The following is a 13,804-nucleotide window of genomic DNA, read 5'->3' on the forward strand; positions in this document are numbered from 1 at the left end:
CATTCTCCTTTCACGCGGGCATCCAGGTTTTGAAACCTTTGTTTTCTTCCCGGAGATCGCTTGATGTTTCCTTCGCTCTACTATATTAGAGTTCTCTTTTACTCTAACAAATTAGAGTAAATTTGTCAAGCTGTACACTTCATTACTCTAAACCAAAAAGGCAGGAAATCTGTTCAGATTTCCTGCCTTCTGCTAAAACAGCTTACAAAGCTTCCCATTATTTGATTAATTCCTGTACCGTGCCAAAGGTATATCCCATTTCCTCCCATTTTGTCAGAAGCTCATCCAAAATCTCACAGTTTGTTTTGGAGGTACTGTGCAGCAAAACAATCGCTCCCGGATGCATACGGGGAAGCAGCTTTTCAAACGCCTGCTCCTTTGTTGGCTGATTATCCTGATACCAATCCACATAGGCCAGACTCCAAAACACAGTGGTATAGCCCAGCTCCTGTGCCATTTGCAGATTTGGCTCACTGTATTTCCCCTGTGGTGGCCGGTAAAACTTCTCCATTTCCAAGCCCGTAATCTCTTTGTATTTTGTCTCCACACTCTCCATCTCTTGGCGGAACGCGTCCATTTCCGAAATCTTCGACATATCATAGTGATGGTATGTGTGATTTCCCACGGTATGCCCTTCCTCCACCATGCGCTTTACAAGGTCCGGGCTGGTTTCCAGATAATTTCCCACCACAAAAAAAGCGGCTTTGACATTGTGTTTTTTCAGAGTGTCCAGAATGGAAGCGGTATAACCGGCTTCGTAGCCCGCGTCGAACGTCAGGTATATTTTTTTCTCTGAGGAATCCCCCACATAATAAGCGTTATATTGTGCCAAATAGTCCGAGGAAGCATTGCCAACCGGAGTTTCCCCCTCCTTTTGAAAGCTGAGCCCCCAGTTTGGATTTGTCTGAGCGGAAGCCTGCACCGCTCCTGCCCGGAATCCTCTCATCCCAAGGGGAAGCATTGCAAGGACAAGGACCACCGCGGCTGCTGCAATGATATGGCGTTTTCTGATGATAGCAAACATACTCCCACCCCTTTCCTCTTCATGCATATGTGCCTCCTCTCTGCATTATTCCCATGGAAGGACGCTTGCCGCTGTCTTCCTTCCTATGCTATAATATCTTTAAACTATCCTGTATGTAAGAAGCAAAACGGCTTTACAGCGCAGGACAAAAATGGGGAGACAACATGGAATTCAAAGAACTTTTTCCTGTTTGGAACCAGTTGACGCAGGCACAGCAAGAAACGCTGGAAAAAGCAGCCACCCTGCATCACTTTGAAAAAGGCGCCCGGATCCACAGCGGCAGCGGCGACTGCGTCGGCCTTCTGCTGATTTCCAAAGGGCTTCTGCGGGTCTTTACCTGCACGGAGGAGGGGCGGGAAATCACGCTCTATCGCCTGTTTGAGCGCGATTTGTGTCTCTTTTCCGCATCCTGTATGCTTCACAGCCTTCAGATGGATGTGTATGTGGAAGCAGAGGAATCAACAGCGGCATATCTAATTCCACCGCAGATCTACCAAAAGCTGATGACTTCCTCGCTTCCCATTGCAAATTATACAAACGAGCTGATGGCTTCCCGTTTCTCGGAGGTCATGTGGCTGCTGGATCAGGTTCTCAGCAAAAGCTTCGACGCACGGCTTGCCGCTTTCCTGCTGGAGGAACGAGACGTGGAGGGCCGGGATGATTTGCACATCACCCACGATCAGATCGCACGTCACCTGGGGAGCGCACGAGAAGTGGTTTCCCGGATGCTCAAGCATTTTCAGGCGGAAGGGCTCACAGAAACCGCCCGCGGAACCATTCTTTTGAAAAACTGCGAGGGGCTCGAACGGCTTGCGGGAACAGCCCGCCGCTAAAACCGATATAGACAGAAAAAGGGAGACACAGCGCTTGGCTGTGCCTCCTTTTTAGGAAGTTCAGGTTCTTATTCTTCTTCGTCGGGCTCCAGGAGACCATAGCCGCCATCACGGCGGGCATAAACTACATTAATCTCCCCGGACTCTTCATTGCGGAACATATAGAACTGGTGATCCAGCATGTTCATTTGCAGAATTGCCTCTTCCACGTGCATCGGTTTGACCGGGAAGCGCTTCACACGAGCCACGTTGTATTCCTCGGGCTCCTCCTCGGAATTGTAATAATCCATCACATACTGATCCAAAGCCGCGGAGTGGATCTGCTTATCCAGCTTCGCCTTATTCTTTCGAATCTGGCGTCCCAAAGCGCTGATCACGCGATCCAACGCCTCGTTCATTTCCAGCTCGGTGGCCTCGGCACGATAAATCATGCCGCGCTGCTTGATCGTTATCTCAACTGTCTGGCGGTTTTTCTCCACCGTGACGACGACATTTGCCTCCGCATCCTCATCAAAAATGCGTTCAAAACGCGAAAGCTTTTTCTGGGCAAGCTGTTTGAAATTATCCCTGAGATTGACTTTTCTTCCAGTAATGCTGATTCTCATTGTAACATCTCCTTGCCATTCCGTATCATGCCGGAGAATCCGGCGCAGGGATAAGTCTGCACCTTTATTATAGCAATACAGGATAAAAAAGTAAATAAAATTTATGCCTAAATTGTGACTATTTTATGGCGGGTTACATGACATCCGACATTCACCGACACGGGAAGGCCGGCAATGTGCGTTGGCGCCCACTCGATGTTCACCGCAAGCGCCGTTGTATCACCGCCGAAGCCCTGCGGACCCACTCCAAGCTGATTGACCGCCTCGAGCATTTTCTGCTCCAGGGCGGCATAGTAGGGATCGGCATTGCGCTTCGACACCGAACGGCAGAGAGCCTGCTTCGCCAAAAGCGCGCACTGCTCAAAATCGCCCCCGATTCCAACGCCGAGCACCACCGGCGGACAGGGATTTCCTCCGGCTTCCCGAACCGTTTCCGCGACAAAGGAGATAATATCCTCTTCTGTTGCAGCGGGAGTCATCATGCGAAGACGGCTCATATTTTCACTGCCAAAGCCTTTGGGAGCCACCGTCAGCGTGACGCGATCGCCGGGAACCAGGCGGGTATGCACAATCGCGGGAGTATTGTCCCCTGTGTTGCCTCGCCGGATAGGATCCGCAGCAACGGAGCAGCGCAAAAGGCCCTCTGTATAACCAAGGCGCACTCCCTCGTGAATCGCGTCCTCAAAGGAACCTCCCACAAGGTGAACATCCTGGCCCACCTCCGCAAACACAACCGCCATTCCTGTATCCTGACACACAGGAAGGCCCAAACGGCGTGCCGCCTGCATATTCTCACACAGATCACAGAGCACCGCACGCCCCAGCGCGCTGTGCTCTGTCTCTGCGGCATTCTGAATTTTTTGTTCCAAATCTGCCGGAAGCTCACGATTTGCTTCCACACACAGACGCGCTACCGCATCCGTAATTTCTTTGACATGCAGTTCCCGCATAACAGCCTCCCTCAGCGAACACGCTTCCCGCTGATATAAACCATCTCCGGCTTGGCGGAAAGGGACAGCGGATTGGCACGAAAGACGACAAAATCAGCGTCCTTTCCCATCTCAAGACTGCCGACACGATCATCGATCCCACAGATTTTGGCCGGATTGCAGGTGATGGCGGCAAGAGCTTCCTCCTCATCCATCCCCTCCCGCACGGCCAGTGCCGCGCACAGAGGGAGATACTGAATCGGAACAACAGGATGGTCCGTGATAATCGCGGTGGGGACTCCAGCGCGCGTCAGGCTTCCGGGCGTCGCGGGAGTGAGATTGCGCAGTTCGGGCTTGGAACGATCGCACAGCAGCGGGCCGGAGAGAACACGCACATGCTCTTCAGCCAGCTCGTCCGCAACAAGACCGCCTTCTGTGCCATGTACAATCACATAGTCCAGCTGGAATTCCGCCGCGATGCGCATGGCGGTAAAGATATCGTCGGCCCGATGCGCATGGAAATGCACTTTGACCTCTCCACGCAGGACGGGCAGAAGCGCTTCGCACTTTCCATCATACTCGGGGGGATCGATTTCGCTGTCCTCCTCCGCGCGCACAACAGCTTCCTCATACCGCTTCGCTTTCATCAGCTGATCACGGATCAAGGCAGCAGTCGCCATACGCGTGGACGGAGCCTGGTTCTTATCATGATAGACATTCTTCGGGTTTTCTCCCAGCGCCATTTTCATCGCGACAGGAGCACGCACGATCATTTTATCCACGCGCTTTCCGAAGGTTTTGAGAGCGGCAAACTGCCCGCCGATGGGATTGGCGCTGCCGGGACCGGTCAGAACCGTTGTAATCCCCGCGTCCACCGCTTCGGAAAAGCAACGATCCATAGGGTTCACAGCGTCAATGGCACGCAGATGCGGCTGAACCGGATCCGTCTCCTCATTGCCGTCATCCCCTTCGAAGCAAAGGCCGTCCTCCCACATCCCGATATGGGTATGCGCGTCAATAAAGCCCGGATAGACATGAGCACCCTGCAGATCGACAACCTCGCCGTCTGCTTCCACCGGCATTGCGCCGATCTCCATAATTTTCGTGCCTTCTATCCGCATATAGCCATTTTTCAGCGTCACACCGGCCATGGTGTGAATCACTGCGTTGGTAAAGAACAACGAATCCACGCTCCCCATTCTATTTCTACATTTTTCGCCGTTTACGGGCAAAAAAAGCGGAGCAGTGTTTCCACTCCGCTTCCTCATGAAAGCCTTCGGCCGTATTATTTCTGAGAACCGCCATGGCGGGAGAACCCGCCGCGTTTCGATTCCATGCAGCGCTTGAGATCGGACATTTTCTCATCGCTGGTCTGCTTAAAGCGGGACATCATTTCCTCAAAAGAGCCGCCTTCGTTTCTCCGGCTCTGCCACTCATAATTGCCGGGACGTCCGGGACGCTGCTGGCGTGGTGCGGAATTTCCCGTTCTCGGCGGCGGATCCACCGCGCGCTTCATGGAAAGGCTGATCTTTCCATCCTCGTTGATATTGAGGATTTTGACCTTGATCGTCTGATTCTCCGTCACATAATCGCGAATCTCTTTGACGAAGGTGGAGGCCACCTCAGAAATATGTACCATTCCCGTGCGTCCTCCGGGCAGTTCCACAAACGCGCCGAATTTCGTGATCCCCGTCACTTTTCCTTCCAGGACCATTCCTACCTCAAGCTGCATAAACTTGTTTTATCCTCCTTAATATGTGGGTCTTAATTACCGGCGATATTGACAAAAACGCGCTCGTCAGGTTTGGCATATCCAAGTTCTTCCCTGGCGTAGCGTTCCAGATATTCACTGTTTTGCTCCGAACCGTCTGAAAGGGCGCGGCGCAGCTCCTCATTCCGGATATTCTGTTCCTCCAGCTGCTGCTGCATCTCACTGAGCTCTTTCGACTTTTCGCTGATCTGCACCTGCTGGTTGATAAGAGCCGCAATCATATAAACCGCAAACGCACAGATCGCAATTTTCAGCAACAAGCTTGTTTTTCTTTTTTTATGGTTCTGTATGACCTGCAAGCTCCGCACCATCCTTTCGCGCAGGAATTCTCTTTCGTTTGATCTTCCGCGAAGATCCACTCCGATTATACACTACTTTCCCGGGCGGTTTCAAGGCTTTTTTCCGCTGTTTCAGGATTTTTTTCAGAAAAGCTTTCGCCTTGCCGGACAGACGGATCAGAAGAGCCTTTCCGGAAGCGGCCAAACATTGTACCGGACGGAACAGCAATCGTTCCAAAACCCACAAAACCGCCGAAGCAAGCCGAACGGTAATCTTCCCCAAGGTAAACGCATACAGGCACCACCCCAGACCTTCCCCCAGAAAAAGGTAAAAGCGAAGCACACCGCTGCATGACGCCAGAGCGGTGAGAAAGGTGAGAAAGGAACAGAGAACCAGCACGGCTGTATCCAGAAAAAAGACCTGCCGTTTCGGCGGGCGCATCAGAATTCGGTACACACGGACCGCATCATAAAGAGCCCCCAGCAAAACACCCGCCGCAACCGCAATCAGGAAACCGTGCAGCTGTTCCTCTAAAGGAAGATTCAGCTCTGTCATTTAAACAACCGGGAAAGCACACCGCCTCCCTGCCTCCCCTCTGTATAAGTCAGAGAGGAAACCTCTCCCGTCAGGGTCAGTTCTCCGGTTTCCATGTTCAGCCTGTTGATGTGCAGTCCGCTTCCCTTGATGATCAATTCACCCAAATCGGTGTAAGCAACGATTGTCTGTTCATCAAAGCTGTCCACATTGGAAACCCCTGTGGCTGTAAACGCGCGCCGGTTTTCCAAAATCACACTGTGCGGCAGTTTTCCCTGCTTTTTTTCCTCCGTCATCCCATTTCCCTCCGCTTGGCAAAGACCTCCGCAAGCGGGCGGAAACACACCCCGCCAGAAGGCCTCCTCGCCGGGCACGGCAGCCGGACGGACACATTCCCCGTCCGGCCTGACCCATTGAGGATAGTAATGTGTATGCAGGGAGGACGGCAGAACATTCCCTTAGTCGAGGAACTCGTAAAGTTCTCCCGCCTCCTCTTTCTTGGCATACTCGGAAACGGAAAGAATTCGTGCCTTCAAGGTGCGTGCTCCCAGCTGCACCTCCAGCACGTCACCCACCTTCACGTCATACGACGCACGGGCAGGCTTGCCGTTGACCAGGACACGCCCGGCGTCGCAGGCTTCATTTGCCACCGTGCGGCGTTTGATCAAGCGGGATACCTTCAAATATTTGTCAAGTCTCATCCATTTCACCTCCCAATAAAAAAAGAGCTGCATCCGGCGCGCTTTCGCGCGCTTCGTCCGCAGCCCTCGTTTATTTTGAAAACCTTACTTCGCGACAGAATCCTTGAACGCTTTACCGGCCTTGAAAGCGGGAACCTTGGAAGCCGGGATCGTGATCGGAGAGTTGGATCTGGGGTCGCGGCCCTGACGGGCGCTGCGGGAGCGAACCTCAAACGTGCCGAAACCAACAAGCTGAACCTTCTCGTCAGCGGCAAGAGCCTCCACGATGGTATCAAGAACAGCGTTCACGGCGCTGTCGGCATCCTTCTTGGAAATGCTGGCTTTCTCCGCAACAGCGGCAATCAACTCGGTTTTATTCATTCTTTTGACCTCCACAAATTTATTAATTATCGGAGCATGAGCCCGAAAATTACATCTTTTATTTTGTGTTTTCCTTTTCTGCAAACTCGGCAAGAAAAGCGTCGCTCGTCCGTGTCAGCGATTCCTCCGCTTCCACACCGAGAGCATCTGCCAATCCCGCGGCTGCGAAAAGAAGCTGTCCCAGCAGAGCTTTCTGCTCTTCTTTGGTTCTGCCCGAGAGGGAAGACAGGCCCGCAAGGGCTTCCCCCGCCTCACACAAGCAGTCCTGTGCCGTAAACGGCTCCGTGGACGCAGCTTTATGGCGAAGCTTCTGCGCCCGCATCAGAGCCGGAAGCGTCCGCGCCACGCTTTGCAGCACCTCTGTCTGGGATTTCTGGTGCTTGGAGGATTTCTTGATGGCGTCCCAGTTGCGCAGCACATCTCCTGTGCCATTCACCAAAACATCTCCAAACACGTGCGGATGGCGCAGGATCATTTTCCGCACCACACCGTCTGTGACATCCTCAAAGGAAAAGGTTCCCTTTTCCTTCTCCAACTGTGCATGAAAAACAACCTGAAACAAAACGTCTCCCAGCTCCTCCTCGAGAAGCTCCACGTCCTTGTTGTCAATCGCTTCCAGCGCCTCATAGGTTTCCTCCAGAAAACACTGACGGATAGACTCATGCGTCTGTTCCCTGTCCCAGGGACAACCGTCCGGCGCCCGCAGGCGTTCCATCACAGCCAGCAGATCTTCCATCGTGTAGGTTTCCTTCTGAACGAAATCCAAGGCACATTCCCCTCTGCTTTTCATCACAATTTCATCACAGTTTAGAGTTTATTGTACCCGATCCAATGATGATTTTCAAGTATTTTCGTAATTTTTTCTGTCCCTGGAAGGGCTTGTAAATCGGATTTTCTCAAAATTCGGAGAAACAGCACGCAGAAAACATAGACCAGCACAAACGCGGCCATGGAAAACAGAGCTTCCCAACGTCCGGGCAAAACACGCTGCACCAAATGGGACACCTGCCATCCGGCAGCGGCCGCTGCCACGGAAGCCAGAAACGGTTTTCCAAACAAGCGGAACAGGCGCAGCTCCATATGTGTTTCCTTTCCCAGTGCTGCCAAACCGAAAAAGGTGAGAAAAAAGTAACAGACGAGCGTACCGAATCCCGCTCCCATCACATTGATCTCCGGAATTCCCGTCAGCACATAATTGAGGCCAATTTTAATCACCAGCCCGACGCAAAGCAGCTTGACGGGCAAATCCAGCCTCCCCACCGCCTGCAGCATACTATTGATGGGAATGTTGGCCGCGGCAAAGATGGAACCCAACCCAAGCAGGACCAGTATTTTCCCTGTAATGGGATTATAGCCGAGCAGCGACGCGATCGGCCCTGAGAGGACAGAGAGCGCAATCCCTGCCGGCATGGTGATAAGCGCTACAATCCGCAGCACATTCTCGATGCTGCTCTCAAGCTTGGGCCGGCTCCCGCTCGTCCAGGCCGCCGTTACGCTGGGCAGCGCCGACACGCCGAATGCCTGCGTCAGCGCGGGAACCAGCATAAAAAGCGTCAGGGCATTGGTATAGCATCCAAACAGCGCTGTCGGCACTCTTCCCTGCGCAATATCCTCCGGGCGAAGAAAGTCTCCGTACATGCCCAGCAGCACGCCGGCATGCTCTGTCATAACGGTGGAAATCCGATTTTGGAGAAAGGCGGTATCCACCAGACTGGACAGGTTGACCGCCAGCGCCCCCAGTGCCACGGGAATCGCCGTGCGGATCAGCGATCGCACCAAAATCCGGCGTCTGGCCGGAGCAGGGGAAGATCGAAGCTGCTCCTGCGTAATCCCGTCTCCCTGCACGCGGTGATACACCCACAAAGTCAGCAGGCTGATCACCGATCCCACTGTGACGCCCAGAATAGCCCCCGCCGCCGCCCATGGCAAAGCGGCGGAGCGGGCGTAGTCCATGGAGGAAACCGCCTGTCCGAACACCGTTCCCGACGACACGAACTCTTCCATGGCACGATCCATCACAGCCCACGCGGTCAAAAGCCCCAGAATCAGCTTGCACAGCGCCTCCGCCACCTCGGAAAACGCGGTGGGGCGCATATCTCCCAAGCCTTCGTAATATCCGCGGTAAATCGCGGAAAGGGAACCGAAAAACACAGCGGGAGCCAGGACGTACACAGCGGGCAGCGCGTTTTGATCCGCCCGGTTGATAAAGGCGAGAAAGGGCGCGGATCCCAGAAGCATCAGTGCACAGGCCAGCGTGCCGAGCAAAAGGAAAATCGGAATGGAGACAGCATGCAGCCGCCGCACATCCCGATAGCGTTTACGTTCCAGATTTTCCGACACCATGCGAGCGATGGCTACCGGAAATCCGGCAGTCGCCAAACTGAAAATCGGATGGTAGATGGTGTACGCTGTTCCGAAGTAACCCATACCCACATCCCCGATGATGGCATTGAGCGGGATTTTGAAAAAGGCCCCGATCACCTTCACCAGGCCAACCGCAATCAGAAGGATCAATGCTCCCCCAAGAAATCCCTGCCCTCTTTTTTTCATCCGCCGCTCTCCCCGCTTTCCGGCGCAGACAAGCGCCGTTTTTCTTATATATACGGTGGGGAAGGAAGCGATATGACCTCTTTTTTACGGCTCAGGATCGTACATAAAATCAATCCGCCCGCTGGAAACGTCGGCGGCAACGGCTTTGACGGGAAGCTCCTGTCCGATAGTCAGGCGGCGGCCCGTCGTCTCGTCCACCTGCGTCACCGCGCCGTCAAAGCGAAAATGCGCGTCCGGAAAGCTTTCCACCGGCACAAAGCCCTCCACTGTGTTCGGCAGCTGTACAAATACGCCGCGCATAGTCACGCCGCTGATGACGCCGAGAAAATGTTCGCCGAGATGAGCGCGCATATACTCCGCCATGTAGCAGTCCTCCGCGCTGCGCTCCGCCGTCATGGCCCGCACCTCACAGTCCGAGGACTGCGCCGCGGACTCCTGCGCGAAGGTCTGGAAACGGGCGACACACTCTCCACGGTTCTGCGTTTTCAGCCAGAAGGAGAGGATCCGGTGGATCGAGGTATCCGGATAACGGCGGATAGGCGAGGTGAAATGGCAATAATCGGCAAGCGCAAGGCCGAAATGGCCGATCGGGGCGGTATCGTACCGCGCCTTTGCCATGGTACGCAGAATCTGGTGCGAGATCACACGCTCCGAGGTTGTCCCCTCCGCCTGACGCATCACGGCAGCGAGATCCCCCGTTTTGACGTCCCCGCGGTGCTCCAGCGGCTTCGCGGAAAATCCCAGAGCCGTGACCAGCTCGGCCAGACTGTCCACACGATCTGGATTAGGCTTCTCATGGACGCGGTAGACAAAAGGAAGCTGATGCTTCTCCGCCAGCATCGCAGCAGCGCGGTTTGCCATAATCATCAGCTGCTCGATCATCTGCTCGCTTTCTCCCGTTGTGTGCGGGTTTACATCGATGCAGACACCGTTTTCATCTACGGTAAACACTGACTCGCTGCTGGCGAGATCAACCGTGCCGCTCTCCTTGGACTTCTGACGCAAAAGCGTAGCCAGTTTGCGGGCCATGCTCAGGGAACGCTGCACAGGCGCATATTTTTCTTTAAGCTCCTTGGAAGCTTTCCCGGCGAAAATCTCGTTGACCTCCGAGTACACACCGCGCACCTTGGAATGAATCACCGATTTATGGAATTCATATTTTTCGATATTGCCGTCCAGATCGATCCAGATCAGGACGGAAAAGGTCAGCTTGTCCTCCCCCGCATTGAGCGAGCACACACCATTGGAAAGTTCCTCGGGAAGCATTGGGATCACGCGGTCGGCAAAGTAGACGGAGGTGCCGCGCTCCATAGCCTCGCAATCGATCGCGCTTCCCGGCTTCACATAATGGGAAACGTCCGCGATGTGCACGCCCAGCTTATAACCGGTACGCGTACGCGAGACAGAAATGGCGTCGTCCAGATCTTTCGCGGAAGCGCTGTCGATCGTACAAATAGCCGTTTTGCGCAGATCGAGACGGCCTTTAAGCTCCTCGGGAAGAATTTGCCGATCCTTGAGCCGCAATGCCTCCTCCTTCACCTCCTCCGGGAACTCCCGGCGGATCCGGTTTTCGTCGATGATGGCATCCGCACAGACTCGCGCGCTGTCCCCGCGTCCGTACAGCTTGAGCACGCGGCCCAGATATTCGCCATGGCTGCCGGGAACAACCTCCACCTGCACCTTGTCGCCGTCATGGAGCCCAGTCAGGCTGCCTTTGGCCAGCGCCAGCGCATAGCGCAGCGCCGCGTCGGCATGAAAGAGTGTACCGTATTCATCATGACGCAGGGTTCCCGTGAGGAAGCGGCTTCCCTCTGCGGTGATCTCCTCCACCTCCGCGCTCGGCCCTTTTTCCTGCTGGATAATATTGGTCAAAACCACGCTGTCCCCCAAAAATGCACCGTGCAGACGATCCGCGTGGATGAACATATCCTCCCCTCCGTCATCCGGACGGGCAAACGCAAAATTCCGGGACAGTGATACAATCTTTGCCGATACTTTTCTTTTCTCCACAGGTTTCATCACCGGTTTTTCCGGTGCGGCAAAGGTTTTTCTTTCATGAAAATGATTCCCCTGCGGGCGAAAACTGCTCTTTTGCTTTCCTTTAAATTTTTTCCCCATGATTCCTCCACTTTTCTTCACACATCTTCTCACACTGCGCCTTCACTGCCAGCCTGTGCCCTAAGATCCGAAAAAACTTTCTCTCCGCACTCTATTCTGCCGCATGGTTGGTTTCCCAATACCTTTTGTTCACTCTCCACAAAAGGCAAAGAAAAAACCCCCGCCGAGGCGGGGGCGATCGCCATTATTGTGCAAAGAACATAAAAATGTTAATCGCAACAACCAGAGCAAAGAAGCCGATGGTGATCACTTTTGTCCATCTGGCCAGAAACGCGTCAACCGAACGAGCCTTGTTCTTGGAAAGGAACGTATCCGCGCCGCCGGTGATGGCGCCCATATTCTGCTGGTGGCCTTCCTGCAGAATCACGATAATCGTAATCGCAATGGAAAACAGCAGAAGGATGACCCCAAAAACAATCTGGATTGCTGGCATAAGGCACCTCCGAAAGCATAAATATCGATCTTAAAGTATCATAACACATTCGACTGTGGTTTGCAAGCTAATTTTTCGCCCGGATTCGCGCGCCGTTTTGCGATCCAGCGGCCGCCTGCTCCGAAACAGCGGACGCCTGCTTTCCCTCTCCTGTTTGCAGGGAAAAATCCGGATCAAAAAACTCAGGAGGAACCTGCGCGAAAGCTCCGCCAAGCTTGCAGCCGATCGGAGTCGCAATCAGGCAAGCCGCGAACGAGGAAGCCATCGCGATCACGCCAAACAAGGCCGCGCTGCCGCTGTCAAAACCGGACGCCGCCGCAAGAACCAGAGAAACCGCAGCCCCGACAAGCATCCCGGCCCAGGCTCCCGTACGGTTCATCCGCTTCCACCACAGCCCGAGGAAATACGGCGCCAGAAAAGCGCCCGAAATCGTCCCCCAGGAAAAAGACATCAGCGTCAGAATGGGCGTTTTGAATACAGCAATCAGGAATGACAGCACAATAAATACCAAACAGAGCACCCTTGTCTGCCGCAAGGTTTTGTTCTTGTCCTCCTGCTTGCGGCGCGCAGCGATCAGATCCATCGAAATCGCAGAGCAAGCGGAAAGGGTGATGCCGGACAAGGTGGAAACCGACGCAGAAAGGACCAGAACAAGCACTACACCGAGCAGCACAACCGGCAGCGTCCGATCCAGAATGATCGGGATCATCTGATCCGTCCCGCCTGCCGGCGTTTCCGTGAAGAATAATCGAGTCAGCGAACCGATAAAATAGGCGCAGACCGAAATTATGGCGCAAAATGCGGTGGAAATCACTGTTCCGGCCCGAATCGCCTTCTGATCGGCCACACCATAAAATTTCTGAATCATCTGCGGCATTCCCCAGGTACCAACGCTTGTCAGCAGACACAGACCAATGAGCTGCGCTGTCCCTGCTCCATCCAGCGACAGGATGCCCGCTTCCTCCATGATCCCGGTAAGACGTTCCATCCCGACGGAAAAGCCGCCCACCTCAGGGGAAGCCAGCACAAAGCCAACCATCAGCAGCACGCCGCCGATCATCACGATCCCCTGGATCAGGTCTGCGCGCAGGGAAGCAATGTATCCTCCCGCAATGAGATAAGCCGCCGCTACCGCCGCGATCGCCAGCATCGCCCACTCGTAGCGGATTCCCAGCGCGATTTCGCACAGATAGGACAAGCCGGAGTAGACGCTGGCGGAATACGGCACCATAAAGATAAAAATCAAAAGAGCGGCAAAGGTTTTCATGCGCGGGGACTGGTAGCGCTTTTCAAACATCTGCGGCATTGTCTTGATTTTCAGGCGGCGTGTCACATCGCGTGTTTTCGGCGCAAGCAGTTTCCAGGCCAGAAGCGCGCCAATCAGCGCGTTGGACAAACCCACCAGCACAGCCCACAGGCCAAACCGGAAGCCGCTGCTGCCTGCGTAGCCGATAAACAGCACAGCGGAAAAATAGGTGGTTCCATACGCAAATGCTGAAACCCATGGTCCGGCACGGCGTCCTCCCACCACAAAATCTGTGAGCGTTCTCGTCTTTCGCGCTCCCTGCACACCTACCCACACCATCGCTGCGATATACAGGGCAATGATCATCCAGATGGCTGCTTCCTTTGGCAACTCCCTCACCTCGTATTTTAGCGGTTTAAAG

16 protein-coding genes are annotated in these 13,804 nt (G+C 54.2%); 1 reads left to right on the forward strand and 15 read right to left on the reverse strand.

Annotated features, from left to right (window positions below):
* Window positions 1–217: 217 nt before the first annotated feature.
* Window positions 218–1,024 (reverse strand): delta-lactam-biosynthetic de-N-acetylase, encoded by an 807-nt coding sequence (gene pdaA / locus B5F35_RS00680; protein WP_087237059.1) that lies wholly within the window; start codon window positions 1,022–1,024, stop codon window positions 218–220.
* A 164-nt stretch (window positions 1,025–1,188) separates the two neighbouring features.
* Here pdaA and B5F35_RS00685 point away from each other — a divergent pair, with 164 nt between their 5' ends.
* Complete coding sequence (locus tag B5F35_RS00685) at window positions 1,189–1,857, forward strand: Crp/Fnr family transcriptional regulator (RefSeq protein WP_087237061.1); 669 nt, start codon at window positions 1,189–1,191, stop codon at window positions 1,855–1,857.
* A 68-nt stretch (window positions 1,858–1,925) separates the two neighbouring features.
* Here the strand turns inward: B5F35_RS00685 and hpf are convergent, their stop codons facing one another.
* From hpf to B5F35_RS00755, 14 genes are all read right to left on the reverse strand, one after another.
* On the reverse strand, window positions 1,926–2,462 hold the full coding sequence (hpf, locus tag B5F35_RS00690) for a ribosome hibernation-promoting factor, HPF/YfiA family (protein WP_087237063.1): 537 nt from the start codon (window positions 2,460–2,462) through the stop codon (window positions 1,926–1,928).
* Window positions 2,463–2,569: 107 nt separating this feature from the next.
* Entirely contained in the window at window positions 2,570–3,412 is an 843-nt protein-coding gene (locus tag B5F35_RS00695) for a fumarate hydratase (protein WP_087237065.1), read from the reverse strand.
* Window positions 3,413–3,423: 11 nt separating this feature from the next.
* A complete protein-coding gene (locus B5F35_RS00700) occupies window positions 3,424–4,572 on the reverse strand; it encodes an amidohydrolase (protein ID WP_087237067.1) in 1,149 nt (382 codons plus the stop codon).
* A gap of 104 nt (window positions 4,573–4,676) precedes the next feature.
* Window positions 4,677–5,123 carry a S1 RNA-binding domain-containing protein gene (locus tag B5F35_RS00705; RefSeq protein WP_087237069.1) on the reverse strand — a complete coding sequence of 149 codons (447 nt, stop codon included), beginning with the start codon at window positions 5,121–5,123 and terminating at the stop codon, window positions 4,677–4,679.
* A 32-nt stretch (window positions 5,124–5,155) separates the two neighbouring features.
* Window positions 5,156–5,422 carry an FtsB family cell division protein gene (locus B5F35_RS00710; protein WP_242969338.1) on the reverse strand — a complete coding sequence of 89 codons (267 nt, stop codon included), beginning with the start codon at window positions 5,420–5,422 and terminating at the stop codon, window positions 5,156–5,158.
* A 16-nt stretch (window positions 5,423–5,438) separates the two neighbouring features.
* Window positions 5,439–5,996 carry a spore cortex biosynthesis protein YabQ gene (yabQ, locus tag B5F35_RS00715; protein WP_087237073.1) on the reverse strand — a complete coding sequence of 186 codons (558 nt, stop codon included), beginning with the start codon at window positions 5,994–5,996 and terminating at the stop codon, window positions 5,439–5,441.
* Window positions 5,993–6,271 carry a sporulation protein YabP gene (yabP, locus tag B5F35_RS00720; protein WP_087237074.1) on the reverse strand — a complete coding sequence of 93 codons (279 nt, stop codon included), beginning with the start codon at window positions 6,269–6,271 and terminating at the stop codon, window positions 5,993–5,995. Before yabP ends, yabQ begins: the two co-directional genes overlap by 4 nt.
* Window positions 6,272–6,433: 162 nt before the next feature.
* Window positions 6,434–6,676 carry an RNA-binding S4 domain-containing protein gene (locus B5F35_RS00725; protein WP_087237246.1) on the reverse strand — a complete coding sequence of 81 codons (243 nt, stop codon included), beginning with the start codon at window positions 6,674–6,676 and terminating at the stop codon, window positions 6,434–6,436.
* 84 nt (window positions 6,677–6,760) lie between these two features.
* Window positions 6,761–7,129 carry a non-specific DNA-binding protein Hbs gene (gene hbs / locus B5F35_RS00730; protein ID WP_330396257.1) on the reverse strand — a complete coding sequence of 123 codons (369 nt, stop codon included), beginning with the start codon at window positions 7,127–7,129 and terminating at the stop codon, window positions 6,761–6,763.
* Window positions 7,095–7,802 (reverse strand): nucleoside triphosphate pyrophosphohydrolase, encoded by a 708-nt coding sequence (mazG, locus tag B5F35_RS00735; protein ID WP_162611281.1) that lies wholly within the window; start codon window positions 7,800–7,802, stop codon window positions 7,095–7,097. Before mazG ends, hbs begins: the two co-directional genes overlap by 35 nt.
* A 41-nt stretch (window positions 7,803–7,843) precedes the next feature.
* Entirely contained in the window at window positions 7,844–9,586 is a 1,743-nt protein-coding gene (locus B5F35_RS00740; RefSeq protein ID WP_087237080.1) for a putative polysaccharide biosynthesis protein, read from the reverse strand.
* A gap of 84 nt (window positions 9,587–9,670) precedes the next feature.
* Window positions 9,671–11,704 (reverse strand): ribonuclease R, encoded by a 2,034-nt coding sequence (gene rnr / locus B5F35_RS00745; RefSeq protein ID WP_087237082.1) that lies wholly within the window; start codon window positions 11,702–11,704, stop codon window positions 9,671–9,673.
* Window positions 11,705–11,888: 184 nt separating this feature from the next.
* Window positions 11,889–12,137 (reverse strand): preprotein translocase subunit SecG, encoded by a 249-nt coding sequence (secG, locus tag B5F35_RS00750; protein WP_087237083.1) that lies wholly within the window; start codon window positions 12,135–12,137, stop codon window positions 11,889–11,891.
* A 67-nt stretch (window positions 12,138–12,204) separates the two neighbouring features.
* Window positions 12,205–13,773 carry a sodium:solute symporter family protein gene (locus B5F35_RS00755; RefSeq protein ID WP_162611282.1) on the reverse strand — a complete coding sequence of 523 codons (1,569 nt, stop codon included), beginning with the start codon at window positions 13,771–13,773 and terminating at the stop codon, window positions 12,205–12,207.
* Window positions 13,774–13,804: the final 31 nt, after the last annotated feature.

Origin of the sequence: Anaeromassilibacillus sp. An200, assembly GCF_002160025.1 — a bacterium.
Classification (GTDB): domain Bacteria; phylum Bacillota; class Clostridia; order Oscillospirales; family Acutalibacteraceae; genus Caccousia; species Caccousia stercoris.

Coding starts and splice junctions, on each gene's coding strand:
- pdaA (WP_087237059.1), bottom strand. CDS start 1,024: ATGTTTGCTATCATCAGAAAACGCCATATCATTGCAGCAGCCGCGGTG.
- B5F35_RS00685 (WP_087237061.1), top strand. CDS start 1,189: ATGGAATTCAAAGAACTTTTTCCTGTTTGGAACCAGTTGACGCAGGCA.
- hpf (WP_087237063.1), bottom strand. CDS start 2,462: ATGAGAATCAGCATTACTGGAAGAAAAGTCAATCTCAGGGATAATTTC.
- B5F35_RS00695 (WP_087237065.1), bottom strand. CDS start 3,412: ATGCGGGAACTGCATGTCAAAGAAATTACGGATGCGGTAGCGCGTCTG.
- B5F35_RS00705 (WP_087237069.1), bottom strand. CDS start 5,123: ATGCAGCTTGAGGTAGGAATGGTCCTGGAAGGAAAAGTGACGGGGATC.
- yabQ (WP_087237073.1), bottom strand. CDS start 5,996: ATGACAGAGCTGAATCTTCCTTTAGAGGAACAGCTGCACGGTTTCCTG.
- yabP (WP_087237074.1), bottom strand. CDS start 6,271: ATGACGGAGGAAAAAAAGCAGGGAAAACTGCCGCACAGTGTGATTTTG.
- B5F35_RS00725 (WP_087237246.1), bottom strand. CDS start 6,676: ATGAGACTTGACAAATATTTGAAGGTATCCCGCTTGATCAAACGCCGC.
- B5F35_RS00740 (WP_087237080.1), bottom strand. CDS start 9,586: ATGAAAAAAAGAGGGCAGGGATTTCTTGGGGGAGCATTGATCCTTCTG.
- rnr (WP_087237082.1), bottom strand. CDS start 11,704: ATGGGGAAAAAATTTAAAGGAAAGCAAAAGAGCAGTTTTCGCCCGCAG.
- secG (WP_087237083.1), bottom strand. CDS start 12,137: ATGCCAGCAATCCAGATTGTTTTTGGGGTCATCCTTCTGCTGTTTTCC.